At 36.3% G+C, this 21,762-nt stretch carries 24 protein-coding genes; 14 read left to right on the plus strand and 10 right to left on the minus strand.

The window, feature by feature from the left end; translation table 11 throughout:
• Positions 1–10: 10 nt before the first annotated feature.
• On the minus strand, positions 11–631 hold the full coding sequence (locus tag MHI18_RS15095) for a DUF47 domain-containing protein (protein ID WP_340848507.1): 621 nt from the start codon (positions 629–631) through the stop codon (positions 11–13).
• Between the two features lie 329 nt (positions 632–960).
• Between MHI18_RS15095 and MHI18_RS15100 the strand changes: the two genes are divergently transcribed.
• From MHI18_RS15100 to MHI18_RS15115, 4 genes are all read left to right on the plus strand, one after another.
• The gene (locus tag MHI18_RS15100; RefSeq protein ID WP_340848508.1) at positions 961–1,542 is read left to right on the plus strand and encodes a LemA family protein; all 582 of its coding nucleotides are present in this window, start codon (positions 961–963) and stop codon (positions 1,540–1,542) included.
• The gene (locus MHI18_RS15105) at positions 1,542–2,273 is read left to right on the plus strand and encodes a TPM domain-containing protein (RefSeq protein WP_445670038.1); all 732 of its coding nucleotides are present in this window, start codon (positions 1,542–1,544) and stop codon (positions 2,271–2,273) included. The genes MHI18_RS15100 and MHI18_RS15105 overlap by 1 nt, the downstream gene beginning before the upstream one ends.
• Positions 2,274–2,447: 174 nt before the next feature.
• Positions 2,448–3,278, plus strand: a complete 831-nt coding sequence (locus MHI18_RS15110) for an aldo/keto reductase (RefSeq protein ID WP_340848512.1) — start codon at positions 2,448–2,450, stop codon at positions 3,276–3,278.
• 457 nt (positions 3,279–3,735) lie between these two features.
• On the plus strand, positions 3,736–3,993 hold the full coding sequence (locus tag MHI18_RS15115; protein ID WP_340848513.1) for a GlsB/YeaQ/YmgE family stress response membrane protein: 258 nt from the start codon (positions 3,736–3,738) through the stop codon (positions 3,991–3,993).
• A gap of 39 nt (positions 3,994–4,032) precedes the next feature.
• Here MHI18_RS15115 and MHI18_RS15120 read toward each other — a convergent pair whose 3' ends face one another.
• Entirely contained in the window at positions 4,033–4,944 is a 912-nt protein-coding gene (locus MHI18_RS15120) for an RluA family pseudouridine synthase (protein WP_340848515.1), read from the minus strand.
• A gap of 212 nt (positions 4,945–5,156) precedes the next feature.
• Here MHI18_RS15120 and MHI18_RS15125 point away from each other — a divergent pair, with 212 nt between their 5' ends.
• Complete coding sequence (locus MHI18_RS15125; RefSeq protein ID WP_340848517.1) at positions 5,157–5,570, plus strand: DUF5365 family protein; 414 nt, start codon at positions 5,157–5,159, stop codon at positions 5,568–5,570.
• Between the two features lie 70 nt (positions 5,571–5,640).
• On the opposite strand, the gene MHI18_RS15130 is transcribed toward MHI18_RS15125, so the two are convergent.
• A complete protein-coding gene (locus MHI18_RS15130; protein ID WP_340848519.1) occupies positions 5,641–6,114 on the minus strand; it encodes a thioredoxin family protein in 474 nt (157 codons plus the stop codon).
• A gap of 2 nt (positions 6,115–6,116) precedes the next feature.
• Positions 6,117–6,542 carry a disulfide oxidoreductase gene (locus MHI18_RS15135; protein ID WP_340848521.1) on the minus strand — a complete coding sequence of 142 codons (426 nt, stop codon included), beginning with the start codon at positions 6,540–6,542 and terminating at the stop codon, positions 6,117–6,119.
• A 204-nt stretch (positions 6,543–6,746) separates the two neighbouring features.
• On the opposite strand from MHI18_RS15135, the gene MHI18_RS15140 reads away from it, so the two are divergent.
• Together MHI18_RS15140 and MHI18_RS15145 are read left to right on the plus strand one after the other, a co-directional pair.
• Positions 6,747–8,294, plus strand: coding sequence for a bifunctional GNAT family N-acetyltransferase/carbon-nitrogen hydrolase family protein (locus tag MHI18_RS15140; protein WP_340848522.1), 1,548 nt, complete (start codon positions 6,747–6,749; stop codon positions 8,292–8,294).
• A gap of 138 nt (positions 8,295–8,432) precedes the next feature.
• Positions 8,433–10,172 (plus strand): phospho-sugar mutase, encoded by a 1,740-nt coding sequence (locus MHI18_RS15145; RefSeq protein ID WP_340848523.1) that lies wholly within the window; start codon positions 8,433–8,435, stop codon positions 10,170–10,172.
• 90 nt (positions 10,173–10,262) lie between these two features.
• Here MHI18_RS15145 and MHI18_RS15150 read toward each other — a convergent pair whose 3' ends face one another.
• Entirely contained in the window at positions 10,263–10,505 is a 243-nt protein-coding gene (locus MHI18_RS15150) for a YhdB family protein (RefSeq protein ID WP_340848525.1), read from the minus strand.
• Between the two features lie 236 nt (positions 10,506–10,741).
• Here MHI18_RS15150 and MHI18_RS15155 point away from each other — a divergent pair, with 236 nt between their 5' ends.
• From MHI18_RS15155 to MHI18_RS15170, 4 genes are all read left to right on the plus strand, one after another.
• Positions 10,742–11,056: a DUF3889 domain-containing protein gene (locus tag MHI18_RS15155; RefSeq protein ID WP_340848526.1), complete on the plus strand. Its 315-nt coding sequence runs from the start codon at positions 10,742–10,744 to the stop codon at positions 11,054–11,056.
• A 101-nt stretch (positions 11,057–11,157) separates the two neighbouring features.
• Positions 11,158–12,567 (plus strand): SpoVR family protein, encoded by a 1,410-nt coding sequence (locus MHI18_RS15160; RefSeq protein ID WP_340848528.1) that lies wholly within the window; start codon positions 11,158–11,160, stop codon positions 12,565–12,567.
• A 281-nt stretch (positions 12,568–12,848) separates the two neighbouring features.
• Complete coding sequence (locus tag MHI18_RS15165; protein ID WP_340848530.1) at positions 12,849–13,211, plus strand: hypothetical protein; 363 nt, start codon at positions 12,849–12,851, stop codon at positions 13,209–13,211.
• A 316-nt stretch (positions 13,212–13,527) separates the two neighbouring features.
• Positions 13,528–13,911 carry an HTH domain-containing protein gene (locus tag MHI18_RS15170; protein WP_340848531.1) on the plus strand — a complete coding sequence of 128 codons (384 nt, stop codon included), beginning with the start codon at positions 13,528–13,530 and terminating at the stop codon, positions 13,909–13,911.
• 183 nt (positions 13,912–14,094) lie between these two features.
• On the opposite strand, the gene MHI18_RS15175 is transcribed toward MHI18_RS15170, so the two are convergent.
• From MHI18_RS15175 to MHI18_RS15185, 3 genes are all read right to left on the minus strand, one after another.
• A complete protein-coding gene (locus tag MHI18_RS15175) occupies positions 14,095–14,610 on the minus strand; it encodes a hypothetical protein (RefSeq protein WP_340848532.1) in 516 nt (171 codons plus the stop codon).
• A 528-nt stretch (positions 14,611–15,138) separates the two neighbouring features.
• Positions 15,139–15,630, minus strand: a complete 492-nt coding sequence (locus tag MHI18_RS15180) for a hypothetical protein (RefSeq protein WP_340848533.1) — start codon at positions 15,628–15,630, stop codon at positions 15,139–15,141.
• A 97-nt stretch (positions 15,631–15,727) separates the two neighbouring features.
• Positions 15,728–16,651, minus strand: coding sequence for a hypothetical protein (locus MHI18_RS15185; protein WP_340848534.1), 924 nt, complete (start codon positions 16,649–16,651; stop codon positions 15,728–15,730).
• 889 nt (positions 16,652–17,540) lie between these two features.
• On the opposite strand from MHI18_RS15185, the gene MHI18_RS15190 reads away from it, so the two are divergent.
• Positions 17,541–17,966 (plus strand): hypothetical protein, encoded by a 426-nt coding sequence (locus MHI18_RS15190; RefSeq protein ID WP_340848536.1) that lies wholly within the window; start codon positions 17,541–17,543, stop codon positions 17,964–17,966.
• Between the two features lie 235 nt (positions 17,967–18,201).
• On the opposite strand, the gene MHI18_RS15195 is transcribed toward MHI18_RS15190, so the two are convergent.
• Positions 18,202–18,660, minus strand: coding sequence for a hypothetical protein (locus MHI18_RS15195; protein WP_340848537.1), 459 nt, complete (start codon positions 18,658–18,660; stop codon positions 18,202–18,204).
• 603 nt (positions 18,661–19,263) lie between these two features.
• On the opposite strand from MHI18_RS15195, the gene MHI18_RS15200 reads away from it, so the two are divergent.
• The gene (locus MHI18_RS15200; RefSeq protein ID WP_340848538.1) at positions 19,264–19,968 is read left to right on the plus strand and encodes a hypothetical protein; all 705 of its coding nucleotides are present in this window, start codon (positions 19,264–19,266) and stop codon (positions 19,966–19,968) included.
• A 186-nt stretch (positions 19,969–20,154) separates the two neighbouring features.
• Complete coding sequence (locus tag MHI18_RS15205) at positions 20,155–20,508, plus strand: hypothetical protein (RefSeq protein WP_340848540.1); 354 nt, start codon at positions 20,155–20,157, stop codon at positions 20,506–20,508.
• A gap of 270 nt (positions 20,509–20,778) precedes the next feature.
• Here MHI18_RS15205 and MHI18_RS15210 read toward each other — a convergent pair whose 3' ends face one another.
• Entirely contained in the window at positions 20,779–21,399 is a 621-nt protein-coding gene (locus MHI18_RS15210) for a hypothetical protein (protein WP_340848541.1), read from the minus strand.
• Positions 21,400–21,762: the final 363 nt, after the last annotated feature.

The following is a 21,762-nucleotide window of genomic DNA, read 5'->3' on the forward strand; positions in this document are numbered from 1 at the left end:
GGAGGACTCCTTAAGCGTTCTTCATAATGATTGTTTCAAGTGTATTAGCAACTGTCTGACAGAAGTCAGCAATTTCTTCAAGGCTTTCATAAATTTCTTTGTATTTAATTAATTGGATTGGATCTTTTTCAACACTGAATAGATTTTTAATGGATTGGCGTTGAATTCCATCACAATATGATTCTAAATCTTTAATTTTTATTGCATTTTCGCGGATATTTTGCATTTTTTTAGTTGAAAGCAACTGTACCGCAAGTTCAATTTCATACGTACACTTTCTAATTGCATCGACAAATTTCAACATATATTCATCTGCGTCAATGATCGAGTACATTTCAAATAAAGCAGAGCAATGCTCTAGTCCATCTAATACGTCATCCATATTCATGGTTAACTGCAGAATATCTTCCCGTTCAATCGGTGTGATAAATGCATTGTTTAAATCTTTGATTACATCATGAACCATTGAGTCGCCTTTATGCTCATAATCTTTCATTGTGTCAGCAAAAACCTTTAGGTCACTAACATTATTCAGCTTAAAGTCAGCAAAATAATCAGCACTTTCTTTGATGTTTTGTGACATATTGATTAAAGCAACTGCGAATTTGTCCTGTTTTGATTTAAAAACCATGGTATTACCCCCATTTTTTAAAGCATATTTTTATGCACGGAATTTCATCCAAGAAATATAGTATGCATAGTATTGACTAAATCATTGTAATGGATTCCTTTACTAAAGGGAAAGAGATTTCGACGAAACTTTACAATAACTTAACAAAACAGATACAGTGTAATGAAATTCAACCAGTATACTGTATAGTTTTGTTAATTAAATTCCCTGATTTTACTATATACTCGTACATCACATAAAAATTACCGAATAGAATATATTTAACGAGTTTAGAAAGAAGACAGGAATGGGAAAATATATTAAGTACATAACTGCAAAGGGGAGAGAAAATGAAAAAAAATCTACTTGTACCATTACTAATTGGGATTGTTATTATTGGAGCAATCATCATGATATTTGTATCCAGCTATAACGGTTTTGTCTCTGAAGAAGAAAATGTGGATCAATCCTATGCACAAATCGAAAATCAGCTGCAAAGAAGATTGGATTTAATACCTAATTTGGTTAATACGGTTAAAGGTTATGCATCACATGAAAAAGAAACAATTACAGCGATATCCGACGCTCGCTCTAGATTAGCAGGAGCCAACTCACCAGAAGAGGAAGCAACCGCAAATAGTGAGCTTTCTGGAGCATTGAGCCGTTTATTAGTGGTAGTGGAAAACTATCCTGATCTCAAGGCTGATAAACAATTTACTCAATTAATGGATGAACTAGCTGGAACGGAAAATCGAATTTCAGTAGCCCGTAAAGATTATAATGCACAGGTATCCGTTTATAATAAAAAAGTTAAACGGTTACCTGGAGCCATCGTTGCAGGGGTAACAGGATTTGACGCAAAGGAATACTTTAAAGCTGATCCTAAGGCTGAAACAGCTCCAGATGTTGATTTTGGAGGAAATGACCAATGATGGTAAGAAAGGTTACCAGCCTTTTCTTATTAATTACCAGTTTGTTTTTTTTATATGGATTAACCAATGTGAATGCTGAGGCTGTCATTCCTGAACCTATTGGCGATATATATGTTCAAGATTTTGCGGATGTATTATCGCAGGAAGAAGAAACAAAATTACAGGCTGTCGGAAGAAGGTTAGATGATCAAACATCAACCCAAGTCTCGGTGCTGACTGTTGCTTCACTTGAAGGAACAGATATTGAAACGTTTGCTAATGAAGCGTTTCGAAAATATAAGCTAGGAAACGCCGAAAAGAACAACGGAGTCTTGCTTGTGCTGGCTCTTAATGATAAGGAAATAAGAATTGAAACGGGATACGGTCTTGAAGGAGTTCTTCCTGATGGCAAAGCAGGGAGAATCCTTGATGAATATGCAATCCCATATTTAAAAAATAACCAACCTGGCAAAGCGGTGACAGAAACCTACCAAATAATTACACAGACCGTTTCAGGTGAATATAAGGTGGATGAAAAGCCAAGCGCTGAAGCAAAAAGTCCAATTCCAGGCTGGCTGATGATTATTATTATAGTGGCTCTTGTCTTCCTCGATATAAAATTCTTTGGGGGAGCATTGTCATACACAATTCTCTCTATGCTTTCGAGAAGAGGAGGAGGTGGAGGCAGCGGCGGCCCCCGCGGTGGAGGCGGGGGTTCGGCTGGAGGCGGCGGTGCTGGGCGCGGCTGGTAAGGAATAAGGAGACAGAGCATCCTCTCAGTGCCAAAACAGGTTCGATTATTCCGAACCTGTTTCTTTTATGCATTTTCGCCCCCTGGTAAGCGAAACCTTTTACTCTCAAGCATATAAGTTTAAAATTCTGTTAGTTCGATGGTATAATTAGGCATAAAAGAAGGAGGTTATTAAATGATAGAAACAATTCAAGATTCTGTTACTTTACATAATGGCGTAAAGATGCCGCAGCTTGGCTTCGGTGTATTTAAAGTGAAAAATGGTTCAGAAACTGTAGAATCGGTTAAAAAAGCACTTGAAGCAGGATACCGGCATATTGATACGGCCGCTATTTATGGTAATGAAGAAGGCGTTGGACAAGCAATCAGAGAGAGCGGCATCCCACGTGAAGAATTATTTATCACCTCTAAGGTATGGAATACAGAACAGGGATTTGAGAAGACACTTCAAGCCTATGAAGACAGCTTAGAACGACTGGGTACGGAGTATTTAGATTTATACCTTATCCACTGGCCAGGAACGGATAAATATATCGATACCTGGAAGGCTCTTGAAAAATTATATAATGACTCTCGTGTGAGGGCTATTGGAGTAAGTAATTTCCATGTGCATCATTTAGAGAACTTAATGAAGCATACAGAACTTAAACCAGTTATTAACCAGATTGAACTTCACCCGCGTCTTTCTCAGCTTGAAATTCGAGAATATTGTAAAAAACATGACATTAAGGTTGAAGCCTGGGGTCCATTGGGACAAGGAAACCTAATTGACGAACCGACGATTAATCATATTGCTGATAAACATGGTAAGACGGCTGCGCAAGTCATGATTAGATGGCATCTGCAAAACGAGATTGTAGTTATTCCTAAATCCGTGACCCCGTCTCGTATTGTGGAAAATACACAAGTCTTTGATTTTGAATTAAGTTTGGATGAAATGAACCAAATTGACTCCCTCAACTTAGGAGAGAGATATGGATCCGATCCGGACAAAAATCTTTTTTAATAAGTGAACTAATAGTAGAGACCTCCGTTTACAGCGGGGGTCTCTTCTTGTTTATATTTTAATGATATATCTGAATATTTATACAATATTTTTTACGTAATTTATTATATATACCCAAAGTTTTTTTAAAAATGCGTAAAAAAAAATACAATTTTTTATTCGAGAAAAATGTTTTGACTGTTTTCAAACGGGGAAAGTAATTAGTACAACGGCAGAATAAAACAACTAAGAAAATCCAAACTATAGACAGGAGGCTCAATTAGGGAAAAACATCTTATATTCAAAATTAACATTATACTTTTAACATTTATTAATTAGGTATCATCTATATTTCGTTTTAAAAAAAGAAAAATCATTTCTTAGTGTTTATGCCGTGAGAACAGAGGTGTAGGTGTTTCCTACTTACTCTTTTACTCAATAGATATTTATACTTAAAAAATATTAGGAGGAATTTAATATGATGGGATTCTTATGGTCATTAATTATTGGTGGTATTATTGGTTGGTTAGCAGGAATGATCGTTGGGAAAGATGTACCATTCGGTATTGTTGGTAACATTATTGCTGGATTTATTGGTGCATGGTTAGGTTCATTAATCTTAGGAGATTGGGGTCCAGTCGTAGCTGATTTTGCTATCTTCCCTGCTTTAATTGGAGCTATTGTTTTAGTATTCATTTTAAGCATGATCTTAAGAGGTATGCGCAAAGCATCTTAATTAACATAAAAAAACCTTCCCAAATCGGGAAGGTTTTTTTTATGCCATGAAATTTTGGAAAATAGGAGGTTGATCTAAAAAAGGTGCTGTGCTTGTAATTTTAGTTTCTATAATAGGATGCTGAAATTCTATATGATAAGCATGTAAAGCTTGACGAGAAAATAACGGTTTTCCCCCGTAAAGGATATCTCCTGCCAATGGATGGTTGATGTAACTCATGTGCACACGTATTTGATGAGTTCGGCCAGTATCAAGTGTACATTTGATTAAAGTCAGTCGTTCCTTAAACCGATTAAGCACTTGAAAATGAGTAATGGCAGCTTGGCCTGATGGGGAGACTCGTCTTCTAGTAGCGTGGTGACGGTCACGGCCTATAGGTTCATTAACCGTACCTTTATCAGCCTTAATAATCCCTTGAGCTATTGCTAGATAAGTTCGCTTTATCTTTCGTTCTTCCAACTGTTTATCAAGCAAAGATCCGACAAAAGGACTCTTCGCAAATAAGACAGCTCCAGTAGTATCTTGATCAAGTCTATGGATATGTTTAAGGTAATTTAGCTTGCCGAGTGAATCTAAGTGAAAGGCAACTCCATTCAGCAGCGAATCATGATGATTTGGGTGAGCTGGGTGAGTATCCATTCCAGCAGGTTTATTCGCGATGAGAAGGAAATCATCTTCATATAAAATAGTAATGCCAAGATTTTTTGGGAAAACCGTTTCATTCGTATTATTTTCAAATACGGGTATGGATAATGTATCATCAATATTCATGGGCACATTCCAATTGGCTGGTTCATGATTTAAGGTGATTTTCTTACTCATTCGCCACGCATGTATGAGTTTTTTAGGTGCTTTCCAATATTCTCTAAGAAGGAAATCAATGGTGAAACCTTGCCACTCAAGCGGTACTTGAAGGGTCATCATTTCACCACATTTGCTAGTATGTAACATGTTTCATCCTACTTTCGACATAATTATTTAATATCTGTCATTTTACTGTCCGTTTTTTACAACAAAAGGTAAAACAACGCACCTTTTATCCTATAATATTTACTTATTGGATTTTATTCCCACGTAAAAATGATTACACAATATGATATTCTATTAGTAATAAATTATCAGGCAGTTCAGAAATATCATATGACATAAAAGGTGGGTTAAAGGTGAAGACAGTATTTTCATCGACTATTGAGCAAGAACAAGAAATCAATAACCTTGTCACGTATTTTTACAAGACAGTATTTCCACAATTCTTCACTAAAAATGAAATTCTTCATTTTATGCAAATTGGTGTATTACATAAAGACAGCGGCCGCTTTACCTATCATGGTACGTTAAAATCTGCTTTCCAAATAATGAGCTGCCTTCAAGTCATTTTAACATTGCTTGATAAAAAGATAACATGTACTTCTTTTCAATTAGACTTAGATTCCGAAGATTTATTCAACCATAACATACGCCTGCTCAGTGAAAATGGCCTTTTTTTCCCTTTTACGCATGAAAATTTTCATTTACTTGTAGAATCAGAAGATGAACGTTTCTCCTATGTAGAACCAGCTAATCAATTTCTTATCTAAAGAGTATACATAAATATAGACAGAAAAACAGGAGAAGACTTTTAAAAAGTCTTCTCCTGTTTTTTATAAATTAATTAATATCGTTCGTTTCAAACCAATTCTTAAATACTTCTTTTTCTTGATAACCGCTGATTCTGTCTTGTTCTTTACCATTTTCGTAATGGATAATTGTTGGTGTTTCAACAATTCCATAATCGTTCCAGCCTTGCTCAAACTCAAGAATGTTGTACTGTACAAGATCAATTCCCATTTCTTCAGCCAATGGAGCAACAACTGGTGTTGTTCTAACACAATGCGGGCACTCAGGACTGTAGTAATAGACAGTGATATCCGACTTGTCAGCTAATTTTTTGTCTAATTCATCCGGAAGAATGAGGTTTTGATAGTTAGGATCATCAAGTTGATCAACAGTTGATGATTTCAAATCATCCTTACCATAGGGATTACCATCTGATAGTTTATCTTCTTTTTGTATATTAGTCATAATACCGATTATAATAAATAACGCTACAATGATAGAGAGAAAAATCAACATTTTTTTCACGGTTAGGCCTCCTTATTTTTCCAAACGATGTAACTGCAAATAAAAATGAGTATAAATGCTGTGCCTGCGAGAAAGGGGATGGTAATAAAGCCGAACCAATTGATGTAACTGCCTGTACAGGGGACTCTGCCGCATGCAGCAGCATGATCTGCAAAGAATGTGACTTTTTGGATTAAATAATGATATGTAGAAATAAGTGCACCGATGCCAGCTAGAATCATGGTATAAAGGCTGATTTGATAATCTTTTTTTATTACGGCAATACCTAAAATAACCGTAAACGGATACATAAGAATTCTTTGATACCAGCATAATTCACAGGGTTCATATTGCTTTATTTCTGAAAAATATAAGCTGCCAAAAGTTGCAATGATCGAAATGGCCCATGCGAAAAATAGGAAATTATCTCGAGTAGCTGATTTTTTCATTTATACTCTCCTTACTTCGTATTCCCTAAAAATTATAGTATGATTTGATAAGTAAGTAAAATATATATACCCAGCTACTTCGTTCTGAATACCTAAGGTCATTTCTTTAAAGAAAGAAAAACTCAGTTGATCTTTCGTTTCATATGAGTAAAAGTAGGGTATGTTGTTAAAATGAAGCAGTGCCATTAAAGGAGTATGAAGAATATGGAAAACCTTGATCTACATAAGTATGAAAAAATTATGGAAATACGTAAAATGCGACTTGAAGATATAGAGGAAATTATCTCACTCCAAGAATTTTGTTTTCCTGGGATGATTCCATGGAAGAGGGAGCAATTAGAAAGTCACCTGCAAATTTTTCCTGAAGGTCAATTTGTAGCAGAATACGACGGGAAGGTAATAGGTTCTTGTTCGAGTCTTATCATTAACTTTGATGAATATGATGATCGTCATACTTGGGATGATGTGACCGATAATGGCTACATAACAAATCATAATCCAGATGGATATAATTTATATGGTATAGAAGTAATGGTTCATCCAGAATTTAGACGGATGAAGATTGGGCACCGATTATATGAAGCAAGAAAAGATTTAGTAGCTGAGCTGAATTTAAAGAGTATTATTATTGGTGGAAGAATTCCTAATTTTCATAAATATTCGGAAGAAATGTCACCAAGAGAATACGTAAAAGAAGTACAGCTTCATAAGCTGTATGATCCAGTCTTATCATTCCAACTGTTAAACGAGTTTTCTCTTATGAGAATCAATCCTAATTATCTTCCAGATGATGTTCAGTCTAATAAATATGCGACGTTAATGGAATGGAATAATGTCGATTACAGACCTAAGAATAAACGCTACTTTAAAACGTCTGAGCCTGTAAGAATTTGCGTAGTACAATACATGATGCGTCAAATTAAATCATTTGAAGACTTTGCCAATCAAGTAGAGTATTTTACTGATGTCGCATCCGACGCAAATGCTGACTTTGCAGTCTTTCCAGAATTGTTTACGACCCAGCTAATGTCATTCTTAAACGAAAGGTCGCCTAGCATGGCAGTCAAAAAGCTGACGGAGTTTACTGAACAATATATTGAACTGTTTACAACATTAGCCGTACGTTATAACGTCAATATCATTGGAGGATCTCATTTTGTAAAAGAAGATGATGATAATATCTATAATATTGCCTACTTATTCCGCCGTGATGGAACGATAGAGAAGCAATACAAAATTCATATCACTCCAAATGAACGTAAATGGTGGGGAATAAATGCTGGAGACAGTATTCGCGTTTTTGATACAGACTGTGGAAGAATTGCGATTCAGATTTGTTATGATATTGAATTCCCTGAAATGGCCCGTATTGCTACCGAAATGGGAGCGAAGATTATCTTCACACCTTTCTGTACAGAAGATCGTCAAGGGTACTTGCGCGTGAAATATTGTGCACAAGCTCGCGCAGTTGAAAATCAAATTTATACAGTTATTTCTGGTACAGTCGGAAATCTGCCGCAAACCGAAAATATGGATATTCAGTATGCACAATCAGGAATTTATGCTCCTTCAGATTTTGAATTTGCTCGTGATGGTATAGTTGGAGAAACAAGTCCTAACCTTGAAATGGTTCTTATCGGAGACGTGGATCTTGAAATTCTGAGACGGGAACGCCAAAATGGTACCGTACAGCAGTTAAAAGATCGCAGGCATGATATTTACCAGCTTCATTATCATAAAGGAGAAAAATAACAACAGGAATAAAGATGCAGAGAAGGGAAGGATTTCTATGAAATCCGTCCCTTCTTTTTTTAAAAAGATTGTGATAACTTTAGAAGATACATAATTAGTAAATATCAAACATTGTAAAATTAGAAAAGGAGTGTTTTTATGAATTGGAAGACCGGTTATCAGTCTTGGGCAGGATTTCAAAATCTTGATGAAGAATTAAAAAGAAAATTAGAAGAAATCAGCAGCGATGAAGCGCAGCTTGAGGATGCTTTTTATAAAAATTTAGAGTTCGGTACAGGCGGGATGCGTGGAGAAATAGGCGCAGGCACAAATCGCATGAATATCTATACGGTTAGGAAGGCAACGGCAGGACTAGCTGCCTATATTTCATCTTTTGGAGAGGAAGCAAAAAAACGTGGTGCGGTCATAGCCTTTGATTCACGTCATAAATCCCCGGAATTTGCTATGGAAGCAGCTAAAACACTTGGAACATACGGAATAAAGGCCTATCTGTTTGATGAACTGCGGCCAACACCTGAGTTAAGCTTTGCTGTTCGTGAACTAAATGCTTATGCAGGAATTGTCATTACGGCTAGCCATAATCCTCCTGAATATAATGGATACAAAGTATATGGTCCAGATGGAGCTCAACTTGCCCTTGAGCCGGCAGATCAAGTAATACGATTTGTTGATGACATTGAAAATGAACTGGTGCTTGAAATTGAAGATGAACAAACACTGAAGCAAAAAGGTTTGATTCAAGTTATTGGAGAAGAAATCGATGCATTGTATAATGAGCAGCTGCTAACTTTGCCAGAAAATCCTCAATTAGCGGAAGAAACTGATTTGGAAATAGTGTTTACGCCGCTTCATGGTACGTCCAATAAATCTGTGCGTCGGGCATTAAAGGACCTTGGCTATAAGCACGTTCACGTTGTTGCCGAACAAGAACTCCCAGATCCTAATTTTTCTACAGTTGCTTCACCGAACCCGGAAGAGCATGCTGCATTCGAACAGGCAATTACACTTGGGAACAGTGTCGATGCTGACCTGTTAATTGCGACTGATCCAGATGCTGACCGTCTAGGAATCGCCGTTAAAAACCACCAAGGCGAATACGTGGTATTGACTGGAAATCAAACAGGTGCACTATTATTGGATTATTTACTTACACAAAAGAAAGAAAAGCAAACACTTCCTCAAAATGGTGTGATCTTAAAGACGATTGTTACTTCGGAAATTGGTCGGAAGATTGCATCTGAATTCGGATTGCCTACTATCGACGTGTTAACTGGTTTTAAATTTATTTCCGAAAAAATTAATGCTTATAATGAAAGTGGAGAGCATAGTTTCTTATTTGGTTATGAAGAAAGTTACGGTTATCTAGTTAAAGATTTCGCAAGGGATAAAGATGCTATACAAGCCGCTATACTTGCGGTTGAAGTATGTGCGTATTATAAAAAACAAGGAAAAACCTTATATGAGGGTCTTTTAGAAGTGTTTGAAAAGTATGGTTATTATTTAGAAGGACTGCGCTCACTTACGCTTAAGGGAATCGATGGAGCTCGTCAAATCAATGGAATTTTAGACGATTTCCGTAATAACCCTCCAAAGCAAATTGCCCAACAGCACGTTGTTATTGAGGAAGATTATCGAAGCAGTCAGAAGCATTCTTTATTAAAGAATACTCAAGAACCAATTGATTTGCCAAAATCAAATGTACTCAAATATTTCTTAGAAGACGGTACATGGGTTTGCTTGCGGCCTTCTGGTACAGAACCTAAAATTAAATTTTATTTTGGCGTGCAAGGAACGTCAATGGCAGAAGCTGAAGAAAAACTTGCAGCAGTGACTTCCGATTTCATGGCTGGAATTGAAGCGAAGTTAGGCGTTAGCTAAGGATATGATAAAAGATGGAAGGACTAAGTCCTTCCATCTTTTTTTTATTTTTTAGCATAGAAACGTTTAGAAAACAAACGCTAAGAATAATTATTCAGAAACAGCCGCCCACTCCTCATAGGTACATTCCGTAGCATGATCCAAGTAACGGAATAGGGAATACAGCTTTGCTTGAACGATTGTATAATCGGTTTCAAAATGATACACATGGAGAAAATGTTCAATTTTCTTAGAAAGAAATTGATCTTTAGTTTGAACCATCAAAATGGTTAAATTATCCCAATCCGAGCGATGTGTACAAAATAATGCCCGGTCATAATCATTCTTCTCCATCAATACCCCTCCTTCATCAGGAGCTACTGTTAGTTTGTTCACGAAGCGTACGGCAATCTCTATGCAAAAAGTGGAGCTGTTGCTTTTGCACACTTGTTGCTATTTTCCTGAATAATATTGAGTATAAAAAATGTAGAAATAAGTGTCTTGTCACTGGTGAGCTTAGCAAACCGAAGAGGAATAAGCTTTGAAAAAAAATACATACTAAAAAGAACAAAATAGGTAGGAGGAATCACATGAAACAACTCATATGTGCCTGTTTAACCCTCTTGATTGTTTGCCAATTCGGACTGAATACATCTGCAGCAAATACTGGTTATGAAAAATATGGCCGAATAGCTATTGCCGTTGTTAAAGCCGATTATCCAAACGACGATGTAGTCGATTATGAATATAAGGGACGTACTCAAAATCCAAATGGACAAGCAGAGGATAGTTTTCAATTTCTAGTCAAAGATCAGGGAAAGGAAAGGACCGTGAAAGTGAAAATCAGACATGATTTAACGAATAAAAAAATGTTGAACCTTATAGTAGAAGAAAAGGGTAAGTAGACAGAGTATTATCCAGTCAGCCGCATTGAAAATGTCTTCTTCGTCATGTTCTCTCTCTTTTTTCATACAGTAGAGTAAGGATAGAAAAGGGGGAGAGGCAGATGAATACTTCAGAGCATAGGGATTTGGAGTATACAATAAGTGAAATTACCGAAATAGCAAAAGGTTTCGGTCTTGATTTTTATCCGATGCGCTATGAAATATGTCCTTCTGAAATTATTTATACATTTGGTGCTTACGGAATGCCAACCCGTTATTCGCATTGGAGCTTTGGAAAACAATTTCATAAAATGAAACTCCATTATGATTTTGGATTGAGTAAAATATATGAGCTCGTTATCAATTCGGACCCATGCTATGCATTTCTTTTAGATTCTAATTCCTTAATACAGAATAAGCTCATCGTGGCACACGTCTTAGCACACTGTGATTTTTTCAAAAATAACATTCGTTTTCAAAATACGAAACGTGACATGGTAGAAAGTATGGCCGCTACAGCTGACCGAATCCGCCATTATGAAACCATTCACGGTAAAAAAGAAGTCGAAACCTTTCTTGATGCCGTCCTAGCCATTGAAGAACATATTGACCCTTCGATGATGAGGGCAAAGTTTGATCTATTCGATGAAGAATCCAGTGAAGAAGTAAAACAAAAGCAGACCCCCTATGATGGATTATGGTCATTAGATACAAACGTTGTACCCGAGAAATCGCCAATAAAGAAACATAAGAAATTCCCGCCAAGACCAGAAAAGGACATAGTCCTATTTATTGAGCAATATAGCCGGGAACTCACCGACTGGCAGCGTGACATCTTAACCATGATGCGTGAAGAAATGCTCTATTTCTGGCCGCAGCTTGAAACCAAAATCATGAACGAAGGCTGGGCTTCGTATTGGCATCAGCGTATTCTTAGAGAGCTTGATCTCACCTCAAGTGAAGCCATTGAATTTGCTAAGTTAAATGCAGGAGTGGTTCAGCCATCCCGCACGAGTATCAATCCGTACTATTTAGGACTTAAAATATTTGAGGATATTGAGGACCGGTATGATAATCCAACAGATGAAATGAAAAAGCTTGGAATCCAACCAAAATCCGGCAGAGAAAAGATGTTTGAGGTTCGAGAAATTGAATCCGATATTTCATTCATACGAAACTATTTAACGAAAGACTTGGTGATGCGTGAGGATCTGTATTTGTTTCAAAAGCAGGGGAAAGACTATAAAATCGTGGATAAGCAATGGGAAAAAGTCCGTGATCAGTTAGTAGGGATGAGGGTGAACGGCGGTTTTCCTTATATCACCGTTAACGACGGGGACTATCAGCGCAAAGGTGAAATCTATTTAAAACATTGGTTTGAAGACATTGAACTAGACCTGAAATACTTAGAAAAGGTCATGCCCTATATCCACCAGCTGTGGGGGCGGCCCGTTCATCTAGAATCGGTGATGGAAAAGAAAGAGATTTTATTCTCGTATGATGGGAAGAGTATTCATCGTAAATATTTGTGAATAGGAATGAAGATGATGAACTCTGTTTTGAACAGGGTTCATCTTTTTTATTTCAATTAGAAAAGACAATAAAAAATTATAATAAATTGGAATATAAACCACGTCTTGATCCACAAAATATTTTCTGACTTAGAAAAAGGCTCAGACTTAAAAAAAATTATTGTTAACGATTAAGACAATCCAAAATAATAAGGAAATTTTAAGCGTTCACGACTTACACGTCCTAGTCAATTACTAGAGAATTATATACGTTATCCTACCATGCAGTCGTAGTTGAAAAAATGTCCATTGCAGAAAGTGAAATATTGCATCATCACATTGTGCCAATTCAGTCCCTGCGCACCGCTTCACAAACCGTCATGGGGTTTAATGTCTTCACATCTGGGTATGAAGAAAGCGGGCTGGGATATGGTCATTCGTTTAGCGAAAAACTCGAACCGAAAGATGATGGGACGTATGTGTTTACCTACTATTTAGGCATCGAGGAAGAAACGACTGAAGTCCGTCGTGTTCCACCGAACCACCAATTAAATAAACTGAAACAACATGCGTTAGACGCCACACTCATTGTGTCAGTGGGAAAACAAGAAATCGCCAGGTTCGGATTGACATCATGGAGTAAAAAAACTAATCAGAACAAGTAAAGGAAGCGAAAAGGGATCGAAAACAAGTGTAGGGAACGTGACCCATAGGCTTGGCTTATTTGCTCATCCTTTGTTAAAAATGGTAATAAAAAGGCATTACTGATTAGTTTTATCAATAATACTAGGTGTATGACTATTGAAGTGGGAGGATTTATAGCCAATAGCCTTACATTACTAAGTAAGTACATCCATTTCTGATGGGTCACGTCAAAATGGGGATGTGGACGTTTAAGGCAGCTATTTCTTATGGAACTTAAGGAATAGGATAGTTTAGTAAAACATGGAGTAAATAAATGCTATTGGAGGTAGTTATATTATGGAATTAGTTACACTAGAAGAGAATATCGCGAAGTTGAAAAATATTTACAAAATGTCAGACGATTTAATAAATAAGCTTTTATACACTAATGAAAAAACATATCCCTATCATCCAATAGAACTGAGTACTTTATTAACATTTGTAGATATTAATGAAGAACAAAGATTATGTACAATTATAGAAGGATTGCATAGAGACATAGGATTAAGTTATGAGACGTTAGCTGCTTATTGTGAATTAACTACGGAAGAGTTGGAAGAATTCTTGAGAAATCAAGAATCTTTAATCGATAAGAAAAAGTTTATAATAGCAGTTAGAATAATGTTTCTGCATCATATTTTGAAGGAAAAATATCCGACTGAGGGTAAAATAGAAGATTAAACTTCGCTGTCTTTATAGGTGAAGTTATTAGTGAATTAGCGGGTGTGGTAGTTGAATAAAATAAATAGTAGTTAGACCACACGTATTAGACAAGTCTAAGATGTTTGGTCTAACTATCAACTGTATTGCTTCCGTAATCAGCCTATAAAAAAGAGTAATGTTCCTGTGTACCGCACCTAGACATCACTTCATTGTATTGTCATCAAACCGATAAAAGAGCACTTTATCTTTATAGTGCCAAAATTCGAGGGATTGATTACGTTTCTTATCCACATAACCTAAAATGTCTACGCCCTGTTCTTCACGGGAATAGGTATTTTCACCGTAAGCGGCTTTTACTTTCTTAAGGGAATCACCTTCTTTGATTCCTTTTGAAGTCAGAACGTTTCCGTCCGCGCTAATACGCATGATCTCCCCCTTGGCGTTAACGGCAATTTGAATATTCTTTTGTAGTTGAAAGTAGGTATGATCTTCCGTTTTCTTATTCTCATGAAAATGTTCCCCATACGTATCGACAAATGCCTGATTGCTTATATTATCAATTAGGTAGAGTCCATTTATATTTTCTTCATGTAAGTCCGTTGTTGCTGTCCACTTATGATGAAAAGATCGAGGTAAGTTATGGTTCACGAACAAGAAAAAAAAGCCAATACAGAAGACGAGTATTATGCTGACGCTCCGCACTGTTTTTTTATTCATTTATGATCTCTCCCTAATAATCGATTGTTCTTGAAAGAAACTAAGGGAACTCCTACTTTTTTGGAGTATCCCTTATTGGTTAAATCTCCATATCATTCAATAAGCATTTTTTTAGGCAATATTGCTTTTAATTCAACTAAGTCATATATGACCAAATTAGCCTGAGTTGTAGGGTATGGTAAAGGTAATGAATAAATTCAAACGGATGCTGCCCAATTAGGATTTTGCAGTTAAGATAGTTACGAATTGTCTAAAGTAAAATCTTAGAACCCAGGGACGCATTAATAAAAAGCGTCTCTGGGTTCTTTCCATTCATTTATATATCCCACAATTATTCTTTGCTCTCAAGCAGACTAATTATAATGCCTATCAAATTCTTATGTTCATTATTAATGGATGGTTATAAGCTGAAATGCAAAGATTTTATCACTCATAGCGAAAAATGCATGGTCGTTTATGACTTAATAAACTAGAGTTTGCATTTTTTTCTTACCACGAAAAAGAAAGTTGTTCCTCACTTTCTAACGTTTACTCTCTCCCATCACGGTCCGCAGAATACTCTTGCGCCATGTCTTGGGTCGAAGATATGTCCGAGTAGTGTGCAATAGTCGATTCACGACTAGCATCCTCACCCTTTAATTGAACCAATAATCTACTAGCCTTATAAACCCCAAAGACCCAACCAAAGCAGGTAAGAAATGTTAATTTAATAGCGAAAAACAGGATACCACCTGAGAGATTGGTTGCATGGTGCATATCCCGCTCTTTTCTCGTGTAATATCTATCAGCAGGTTCATGATGCACATCTCTACGACTAAGTAAGAAATTTAACCAATCTCTCCAACCGTAAACTACTCCGATGGGGAATAACATTGCCCCACCTAAAATAATGAACGTTGACGAGTCGAATATCGGGAATGTCCCATAGTTAATAAGAATATGTAGGGAAATAATGATTGCGAGTACTGCCCCTGCACCTAATAGTTTGAATACCTTGCGTTTCTCACGTGCGTATGTCATGTCGAACCCTCCATTTTCGTATCGATATCCTAATTGAAATACCAAATCAGCAGACGATTTGTTCATAAGTTTTGGTTGTGGTTTTCTATTTAGACGTTTAGTGGGGGGTGATTAACCCATTCTCCACTCCGTAATGGAAATTCTCGTCAGCATAGGAAACGAAATAAGTAAGCCGCTCCGTCCCTCCTTCATGGGTGGGGTTGACGATTAATACTTGTTCGTTCTCAGGGTTGTACCAATAGGTATTCTCGTCTCCGTCGCTGTATTGTTGTCCATCAAACGAAGCAATCCCTGTTAGCTCGGATGCATCCCCTTCTGTATGAATGGATTCCACTACGCGATCTTGGGTGTACGACACCAACAGGTCTTTTTCTGGGTAGGTATGCACCCATTCGTAGAATCCTTCTTCATCAGGCCCTGCGTGCGTAGGATTTCCCACGGTTTTTTTGGTGTGTGCGGCAGAATCACCTAACGCGATTCCGTTCAGCACAAATTCTCCCTCTACCCAAGCAAGAAGCGGCTGACGAACGATGGAATGCGCTTGCAGGTACTTCCCGTTTACGTAGACCATGGCGGTATGACAGCTTTCATTTTCTACGGTGAGGGTAATCGTCGTTCCCCTTTTTTTCATGACCCCGCCGCATCCTTCTTTGTACTCATTTGTGAAGGTTGCCTCGTCACCCGTGATGACCCCGCTTCCTTCAAAGGCGTTTGCATAGGAACTGTCGGCATTCATCGTAGAACCAACCAACTTATACCTAATTTTCTGTTCGCTTTCTTGTTCAATGTGTAATTCACCAAGTGTGTCATCGTTGACAAAGACCCACTCGCCGTCCCATGAAGTCGTTTTGCGGGTGTCAATCTGTGTTTCGTTTTCATTCACTTGAGTAGAACGCTTGTTGCTTTCTTGCTTGGGTACCTCACGCTCACTCTCGCTCGTCTTCGGAGAAGAATTGTTTTCCTCGTGGCTGCATGCAGCCAGGATAACTCCTAAGCATAAGGCGATGATTGCTTTTCTCATGTTGTTCACTCCTAATAAAAGTTTAACGAAAATAAGGGTAAAAGGTAAATGTATGTATCTTTATCAGATTCTTCCTTTTTGCTTATATGTCACTTCATACATCGGTCATTCTCTCTAATTGTTTATATCCGCAACAGGGATGTCCAAAATGGGATATTAAATCGTGCTAGTTTTCAACGAGATCAAGTAGCGAGGAATGTTCCTCAGTATTTGCAAATTCTGAACCAATTAAGTGAGGGCGAGGATTACACTTTACTGCAATACTACTGGTGAAACGCAAAGAATTGCATAAGAAAAGACCTCATTATAAGAGGTCTTTAGGAGTTTTAAAGTCCTTTATTCTTCTACAATTTCTAACTGTTTGTAATAGTTATCTATAATGGGGTAAATATCTGGATTTGAATCGTAATAGGTATTATCAATTTGATTTAGAGTAAACTTAAATTCTTTTTCGCCATCAAAAAGAGTGATACCATATCGCCATCCAACTCGTTCTTCTTGATTATCTTGTGGAGTATATTCTATTTCTTTAATCAGAGATAGAAATTCAACAATTTGTTCTTGATTAGTTATGGTTTAGAATAACCAGTTGAACCATCTTGAATGATAACTTTATCTACATTTTCAATTTTTGCATCCTTAAAACTCTTCTAATGATTGCGTTTTTCGATTAGAACAGGCAGAAAGTAACAATAGGCTTATTAACAACATTAAGAACAAGTATTTTTTCAGATAACCACCTCCAAGTTCAATTAGACGTATTAAATTACAATCTACCTTTTTTTAGTAAATTGTAATTATATGTTAAAATGAAGGTGTACTTAAACTAACAACTCCGTTTATCACAACACTTTATCGTAAAATGCAAATTAAAAGTGAGGGGAAGTATATGCACCCTACCACAATAATTGACTTGATTTTACTTTTAGGAATTATCATAGCAATTGGTTGCTTAGCCCTTGAATTACCGAAAAAAGTTAGAAAAATTGTTTGGGTTTTATCAGGTGTGATTTTACTACTAGGCATAACCTTTTATGTAGTTAGACCATTTATTGTGCAATACCAAACAAACAAAGCAACAGAGGAATTGATGCATCATTTAGAAGGTGTGTATCCAGAGGATTCTTGGGTAATCACGGATACAGATGAACATGAAATACATCCTGTTATCTATCTTCATGTTAGATTTGAGAGCGAGACAAAAATGTTGTATGAGTATGCGGTGCAAAACAAAACCATTGACCAAGTAGACATGTGGATGTCATCAGGTCATTCTATTGAAGAAAGTGAAGTTGACCCACAGCACGAAGAGTGACATGGGTGTCATTGGACTTTAGGGCTGATTAACCATATTTAATAATCAATGCATTGCTCAGCATGATCATTTTCAAGCGTTTAGGCCAGGCGATGCTAACGTTGAATGAACGTTGTAGTTGATGTTATTGGATTTATCCACAGTAGTATCGGAACGACTCAGTTTAGGGAACTGAATTTATTTGATGAACGGTATCTCATTTGATATATTTTCTAATCCGCCTCCCAAACGGTGCTTACTTATTCGAAATGTTCATACGCCCCACATACTGAGCTTTCCCTTTATCTGTATCCAGATTGATTTCCAGAACAAACTCCCCGTTCTCTTGAGGCAACGTGATGTCGCCGTTGGCGGCAACTAACCCAATTTTTTGTTCATCATTCCACAAATACACCTGTAACGAACGCTCAACAAAGTCGGTGTGGTCAAACAACAGCTTTACTTTTTCTCCTGTCACATAGAACTGTTGCGGCTGTTTTTTAGCGAAGTCGGTGAGGTCACTTACCTCCTTGTTAATCGGTACATTTTCGGGTCCGCGCCAGGCAAGATTGGCTTCGGTCAATTCGTCTGACTCGTACCCCATCTCGCCTAACAAGGTGATGGCTGGCGGCGTAAAATCATATTCCTCCCCGATACATCCTGTTAAGGTAAAAATAACAAACCATCCTATACATACGTGTAATAAAATCTTCATTTCGTACCCCCTTAGTTTCACTATTGCTCCGTTAAAAACCATTCTGTTTTTAATTAAATTTTAACATAAATTACCTATTTTATGTTAATGGGCAAAAAAACAGGAATGATCTTACATGTTAATAAAAAACGAGTATAAGACTTTCGGTCTCATACTCAATTTCCCATGTTTATCCCCCTTTCTATCCTTATTCTGTGTTCCTTTTGTTCCTTTTCGTGCAGTGTAGCATATCCAAAATCGAAAGAGAGGGGGTGGAGATGACCTTTACCATTTTTCGAGAAGAGAGAACACAAAAAAGGAGCAGCAAAAGCTGTTCCTTTTTCTGATCATTAGTTAATTGTTACTTTTTAAAAAAAGTTTTCTGAATAAGAAGATGAGTCCTACTACCACAACTACTGTGATAATAATTCCTGGAAGGCCGTTTCTTTAGTGTATTTTATTAACCTTTGATGGTAACCTAATAAGCTTTGTAAGTTCTAATTAATGAGTGTTTGGAAATATAGGGAGAGTTAGTGTAGAATGAAAATTTAAATAACCCTTCTTTATGAAAATATAGTAAAATATTACTATTAGGTTATTAAGTGAAAGAGAGGAGAATGTTTTTTGAAAAAGTTATATAAAGTATTTATTATGTTTATCTTATTATTATCTTTTTTATCTATTAACATATCGACTACTGAAGGTGCTACAAAAAAGATAGCCCATGTAAATGTCAAAATTGGTACTTTGAGTGTAAGAAGTAATACAAGTCTTACATCTAAAAAAGTTGGTTCCTTAAAAAAGGACGCTGGAGTTTATGTTTACGCTAAAACGAAAAGTGGATGGTCAGAAATTCGTTACAAAGAGAAGAAAGCATATGTTATGACTAAACATCTTAAATTTGCTAATTCTTATTTGGCTGATAAAAAGAAAATTTATACATATGTAATAGAAGGAAAGCAGTACAAACATGTTTATACTGGGAAGAATCTAGGATGGGATGAGTGGACATTAAACAAAGAGGTGTACATTCTAGGTGAAGATAAAAATGGATTACATTCGGGATATCCCCAATCTGAATATACCACTTCTATAAAATATCCTATAAAAATAGGGAAAAAGTGGAGTATTGAGATGGGGGGAGATGGATTTGCTCTTGTGACCTCCGTTACTAAGACAGTTAAAGTTCCCGCTGGAACATTTAAAAATTGTATTGAAGTGATGACTAGTGATGGATACTTATTTTATTATGCTAAAAATGTTGGATTTGTAAAAGGTGTTTATCAAGGAGTTACGTATAACAAACTAATTAAAATGGAGAAAAAATAACCAACAAGAGTTAACCTAATTATTAGGTTAACTCTTGTTAATTTAAATATTATATATCGCAAGAGGAAAAATTCGCTTTAAATACAGAAGTAGCTCCTCTTGTGCTTTACAGTTGCGCTTTTAATAGTATTGACCTTTTACTGTCTATTAACTCGCTTTTTAAAAAACATATTAGGGGGTTTTTAAATGAAAATTACTAATGAAATGAGTAAAGGTGCATATGAAATAGCCAAAAAAGTATATTTAGGACGATTGACTAGAAGTGAAGGGAAAATAGAAATTAACAGGGCTACAGGAATGAACGAAGGTTCTGCTCAGGCTTTCATTACCATATTTTTGGCTATGATGAATGGAGAAGAATATAAAAGGGCGTTTAATAATGATACAAATAAATTTTTACTTGAAACTATTAGGAAAGATTTTGGTGAGGATTTTTATAAAAGTGCTTTAAATGCAGTACAAAAACATATAAATTATTACTCTACTTTAGGCAAAGGAAATTTATCAGGTTTGCAAAAAATTGTAAATCAAATGAGATAATAGTCTTATTTTTTCCTTTTCGTGCAGTGTAGCATATCCAAAATCGAAAGAGAGGAGTTGAGGATGACTAAGCCCATTTTTCGAGAAAAGAAAACACAAAAAAAGGAGCAGCAAAAGCTACTCCTTTTTTTGATCATTAGTTAATTGTTACTTTTTTAAAAAAAGTTTTCTGAATAAGAAGATGAGTCCTGCTACCACAATTACTGTGATAATAATTCCTGGAAGGCCGAAACTATTCATGATAAAATGTCCCCTTTTTTTATGATGATTTTACTTGGGATTAATGGTAAACGTACCGCCCGTATGCTTAACCGTCACCGTACACCATGTGGATGCATACGCTACAATCCCAGTATACTTCTTCGTTGCCGACAAGGTCGTATTTTTTCCAGAAGTAGAAAGCGAACCCGAATAGACTTTACCAATGCCATCACTACCTACTAATCCATAAGCATTATGATAAACAACTGTTTTAACAGACGTTACTTTACTCGCACCTGCTGTTGTACTCGTTTTTAAGTTGGAAGCCGTGAAACTTTGATTAATGATATTTTGAATATTGTCTTTAATCGTTCCGCTCACTTTTACGGTCACACCATTGCTTGTTTTTGAACCAGAAATTGTCTCTGAAGCAAGCAAACTGATGCCCGAAGTATTCGGTTTTTCAGCATACATTTCAACAAACGTTTGATCTTTTAATGAAAATTTTTCTCCGATTGTGTATTCTTGATCAATTCGTTCAAAATAGGAAATTTTTTCTTCTTCCGTTAACATAGAAAGCTCTTTCTTATACGCTTCTTCTGAACCTTTTGTTGATGCATTGGCTGTACCATTGAATGTGAACCCCAATAGTAAAACAAACGGCATCGTTAAAACTAACCATTTTTTCATCAAAATAATTTCCACCTAATCTATATGTTTTTATGTCCATTACCTAATTTACCAGTTCTGTTTAAAAAAGTAATGAGTCTTTACTAATAGGTGGGAATCCTTAGTAAATATACCACAGTTCGTTCAAATCGAGTGTTTTTTTCATATAATACGGCTGTGAAACGCATCGGCAAATATTGTTCACAAAAACCTTATCTATGTAAAGATTGTAATAAAAAAGTCCTTAAATTTCTTTAGATAGAGATTGAGGTAAAAGAAATGATGCTAGGCTCCTAATGTCATTTTAAGATTATTTGTGTTTTGATCACCAACTATTGAACCTAAGGAAATTCTATGTTTTGTCCGTCTAAACAAAAATTATTA

The sequence above is a fragment of the Peribacillus sp. FSL H8-0477 genome, assembly GCF_038002765.1.
In the GTDB taxonomy this organism is placed as follows: Bacteria; Bacillota; Bacilli; order Bacillales; family DSM-1321; genus Peribacillus.

What these genes read in the sequence shown, in the direction of transcription:
- MHI18_RS15170 (WP_340848531.1), top strand. Translation starts at nt 13,528, where the DNA reads ATGGAATTAGTTACACTAGAAGAGAATATCGCGAAGTTGAAAAATATT.
- MHI18_RS15195 (WP_340848537.1), bottom strand. Translation starts at nt 18,660, where the DNA reads ATGAAGATTTTATTACACGTATGTATAGGATGGTTTGTTATTTTTACC.
- MHI18_RS15180 (WP_340848533.1), bottom strand. Translation starts at nt 15,630, where the DNA reads ATGACATACGCACGTGAGAAACGCAAGGTATTCAAACTATTAGGTGCA.
- MHI18_RS15100 (WP_340848508.1), top strand. Translation starts at nt 961, where the DNA reads ATGAAAAAAAATCTACTTGTACCATTACTAATTGGGATTGTTATTATT.
- MHI18_RS15145 (WP_340848523.1), top strand. Translation starts at nt 8,433, where the DNA reads ATGAATTGGAAGACCGGTTATCAGTCTTGGGCAGGATTTCAAAATCTT.
- MHI18_RS15095 (WP_340848507.1), bottom strand. Translation starts at nt 631, where the DNA reads ATGGTTTTTAAATCAAAACAGGACAAATTCGCAGTTGCTTTAATCAAT.
- MHI18_RS15105 (WP_445670038.1), top strand. Translation starts at nt 1,542, where the DNA reads ATGGTAAGAAAGGTTACCAGCCTTTTCTTATTAATTACCAGTTTGTTT.
- MHI18_RS15155 (WP_340848526.1), top strand. Translation starts at nt 10,742, where the DNA reads ATGAAACAACTCATATGTGCCTGTTTAACCCTCTTGATTGTTTGCCAA.
- MHI18_RS15185 (WP_340848534.1), bottom strand. Translation starts at nt 16,651, where the DNA reads ATGAGAAAAGCAATCATCGCCTTATGCTTAGGAGTTATCCTGGCTGCA.
- MHI18_RS15160 (WP_340848528.1), top strand. Translation starts at nt 11,158, where the DNA reads ATGAATACTTCAGAGCATAGGGATTTGGAGTATACAATAAGTGAAATT.
- MHI18_RS15210 (WP_340848541.1), bottom strand. Translation starts at nt 21,399, where the DNA reads ATGAAAAAATGGTTAGTTTTAACGATGCCGTTTGTTTTACTATTGGGG.
- MHI18_RS15175 (WP_340848532.1), bottom strand. Translation starts at nt 14,610, where the DNA reads ATGAATAAAAAAACAGTGCGGAGCGTCAGCATAATACTCGTCTTCTGT.
- MHI18_RS15150 (WP_340848525.1), bottom strand. Translation starts at nt 10,505, where the DNA reads ATGGAGAAGAATGATTATGACCGGGCATTATTTTGTACACATCGCTCG.
- MHI18_RS15110 (WP_340848512.1), top strand. Translation starts at nt 2,448, where the DNA reads ATGATAGAAACAATTCAAGATTCTGTTACTTTACATAATGGCGTAAAG.
- MHI18_RS15205 (WP_340848540.1), top strand. Translation starts at nt 20,155, where the DNA reads ATGAAAATTACTAATGAAATGAGTAAAGGTGCATATGAAATAGCCAAA.
- MHI18_RS15115 (WP_340848513.1), top strand. Translation starts at nt 3,736, where the DNA reads ATGATGGGATTCTTATGGTCATTAATTATTGGTGGTATTATTGGTTGG.
- MHI18_RS15165 (WP_340848530.1), top strand. Translation starts at nt 12,849, where the DNA reads ATGTCCATTGCAGAAAGTGAAATATTGCATCATCACATTGTGCCAATT.
- MHI18_RS15135 (WP_340848521.1), bottom strand. Translation starts at nt 6,542, where the DNA reads ATGAAAAAATCAGCTACTCGAGATAATTTCCTATTTTTCGCATGGGCC.
- MHI18_RS15140 (WP_340848522.1), top strand. Translation starts at nt 6,747, where the DNA reads ATGGAAAACCTTGATCTACATAAGTATGAAAAAATTATGGAAATACGT.
- MHI18_RS15120 (WP_340848515.1), bottom strand. Translation starts at nt 4,944, where the DNA reads ATGTTACATACTAGCAAATGTGGTGAAATGATGACCCTTCAAGTACCG.
- MHI18_RS15190 (WP_340848536.1), top strand. Translation starts at nt 17,541, where the DNA reads ATGCACCCTACCACAATAATTGACTTGATTTTACTTTTAGGAATTATC.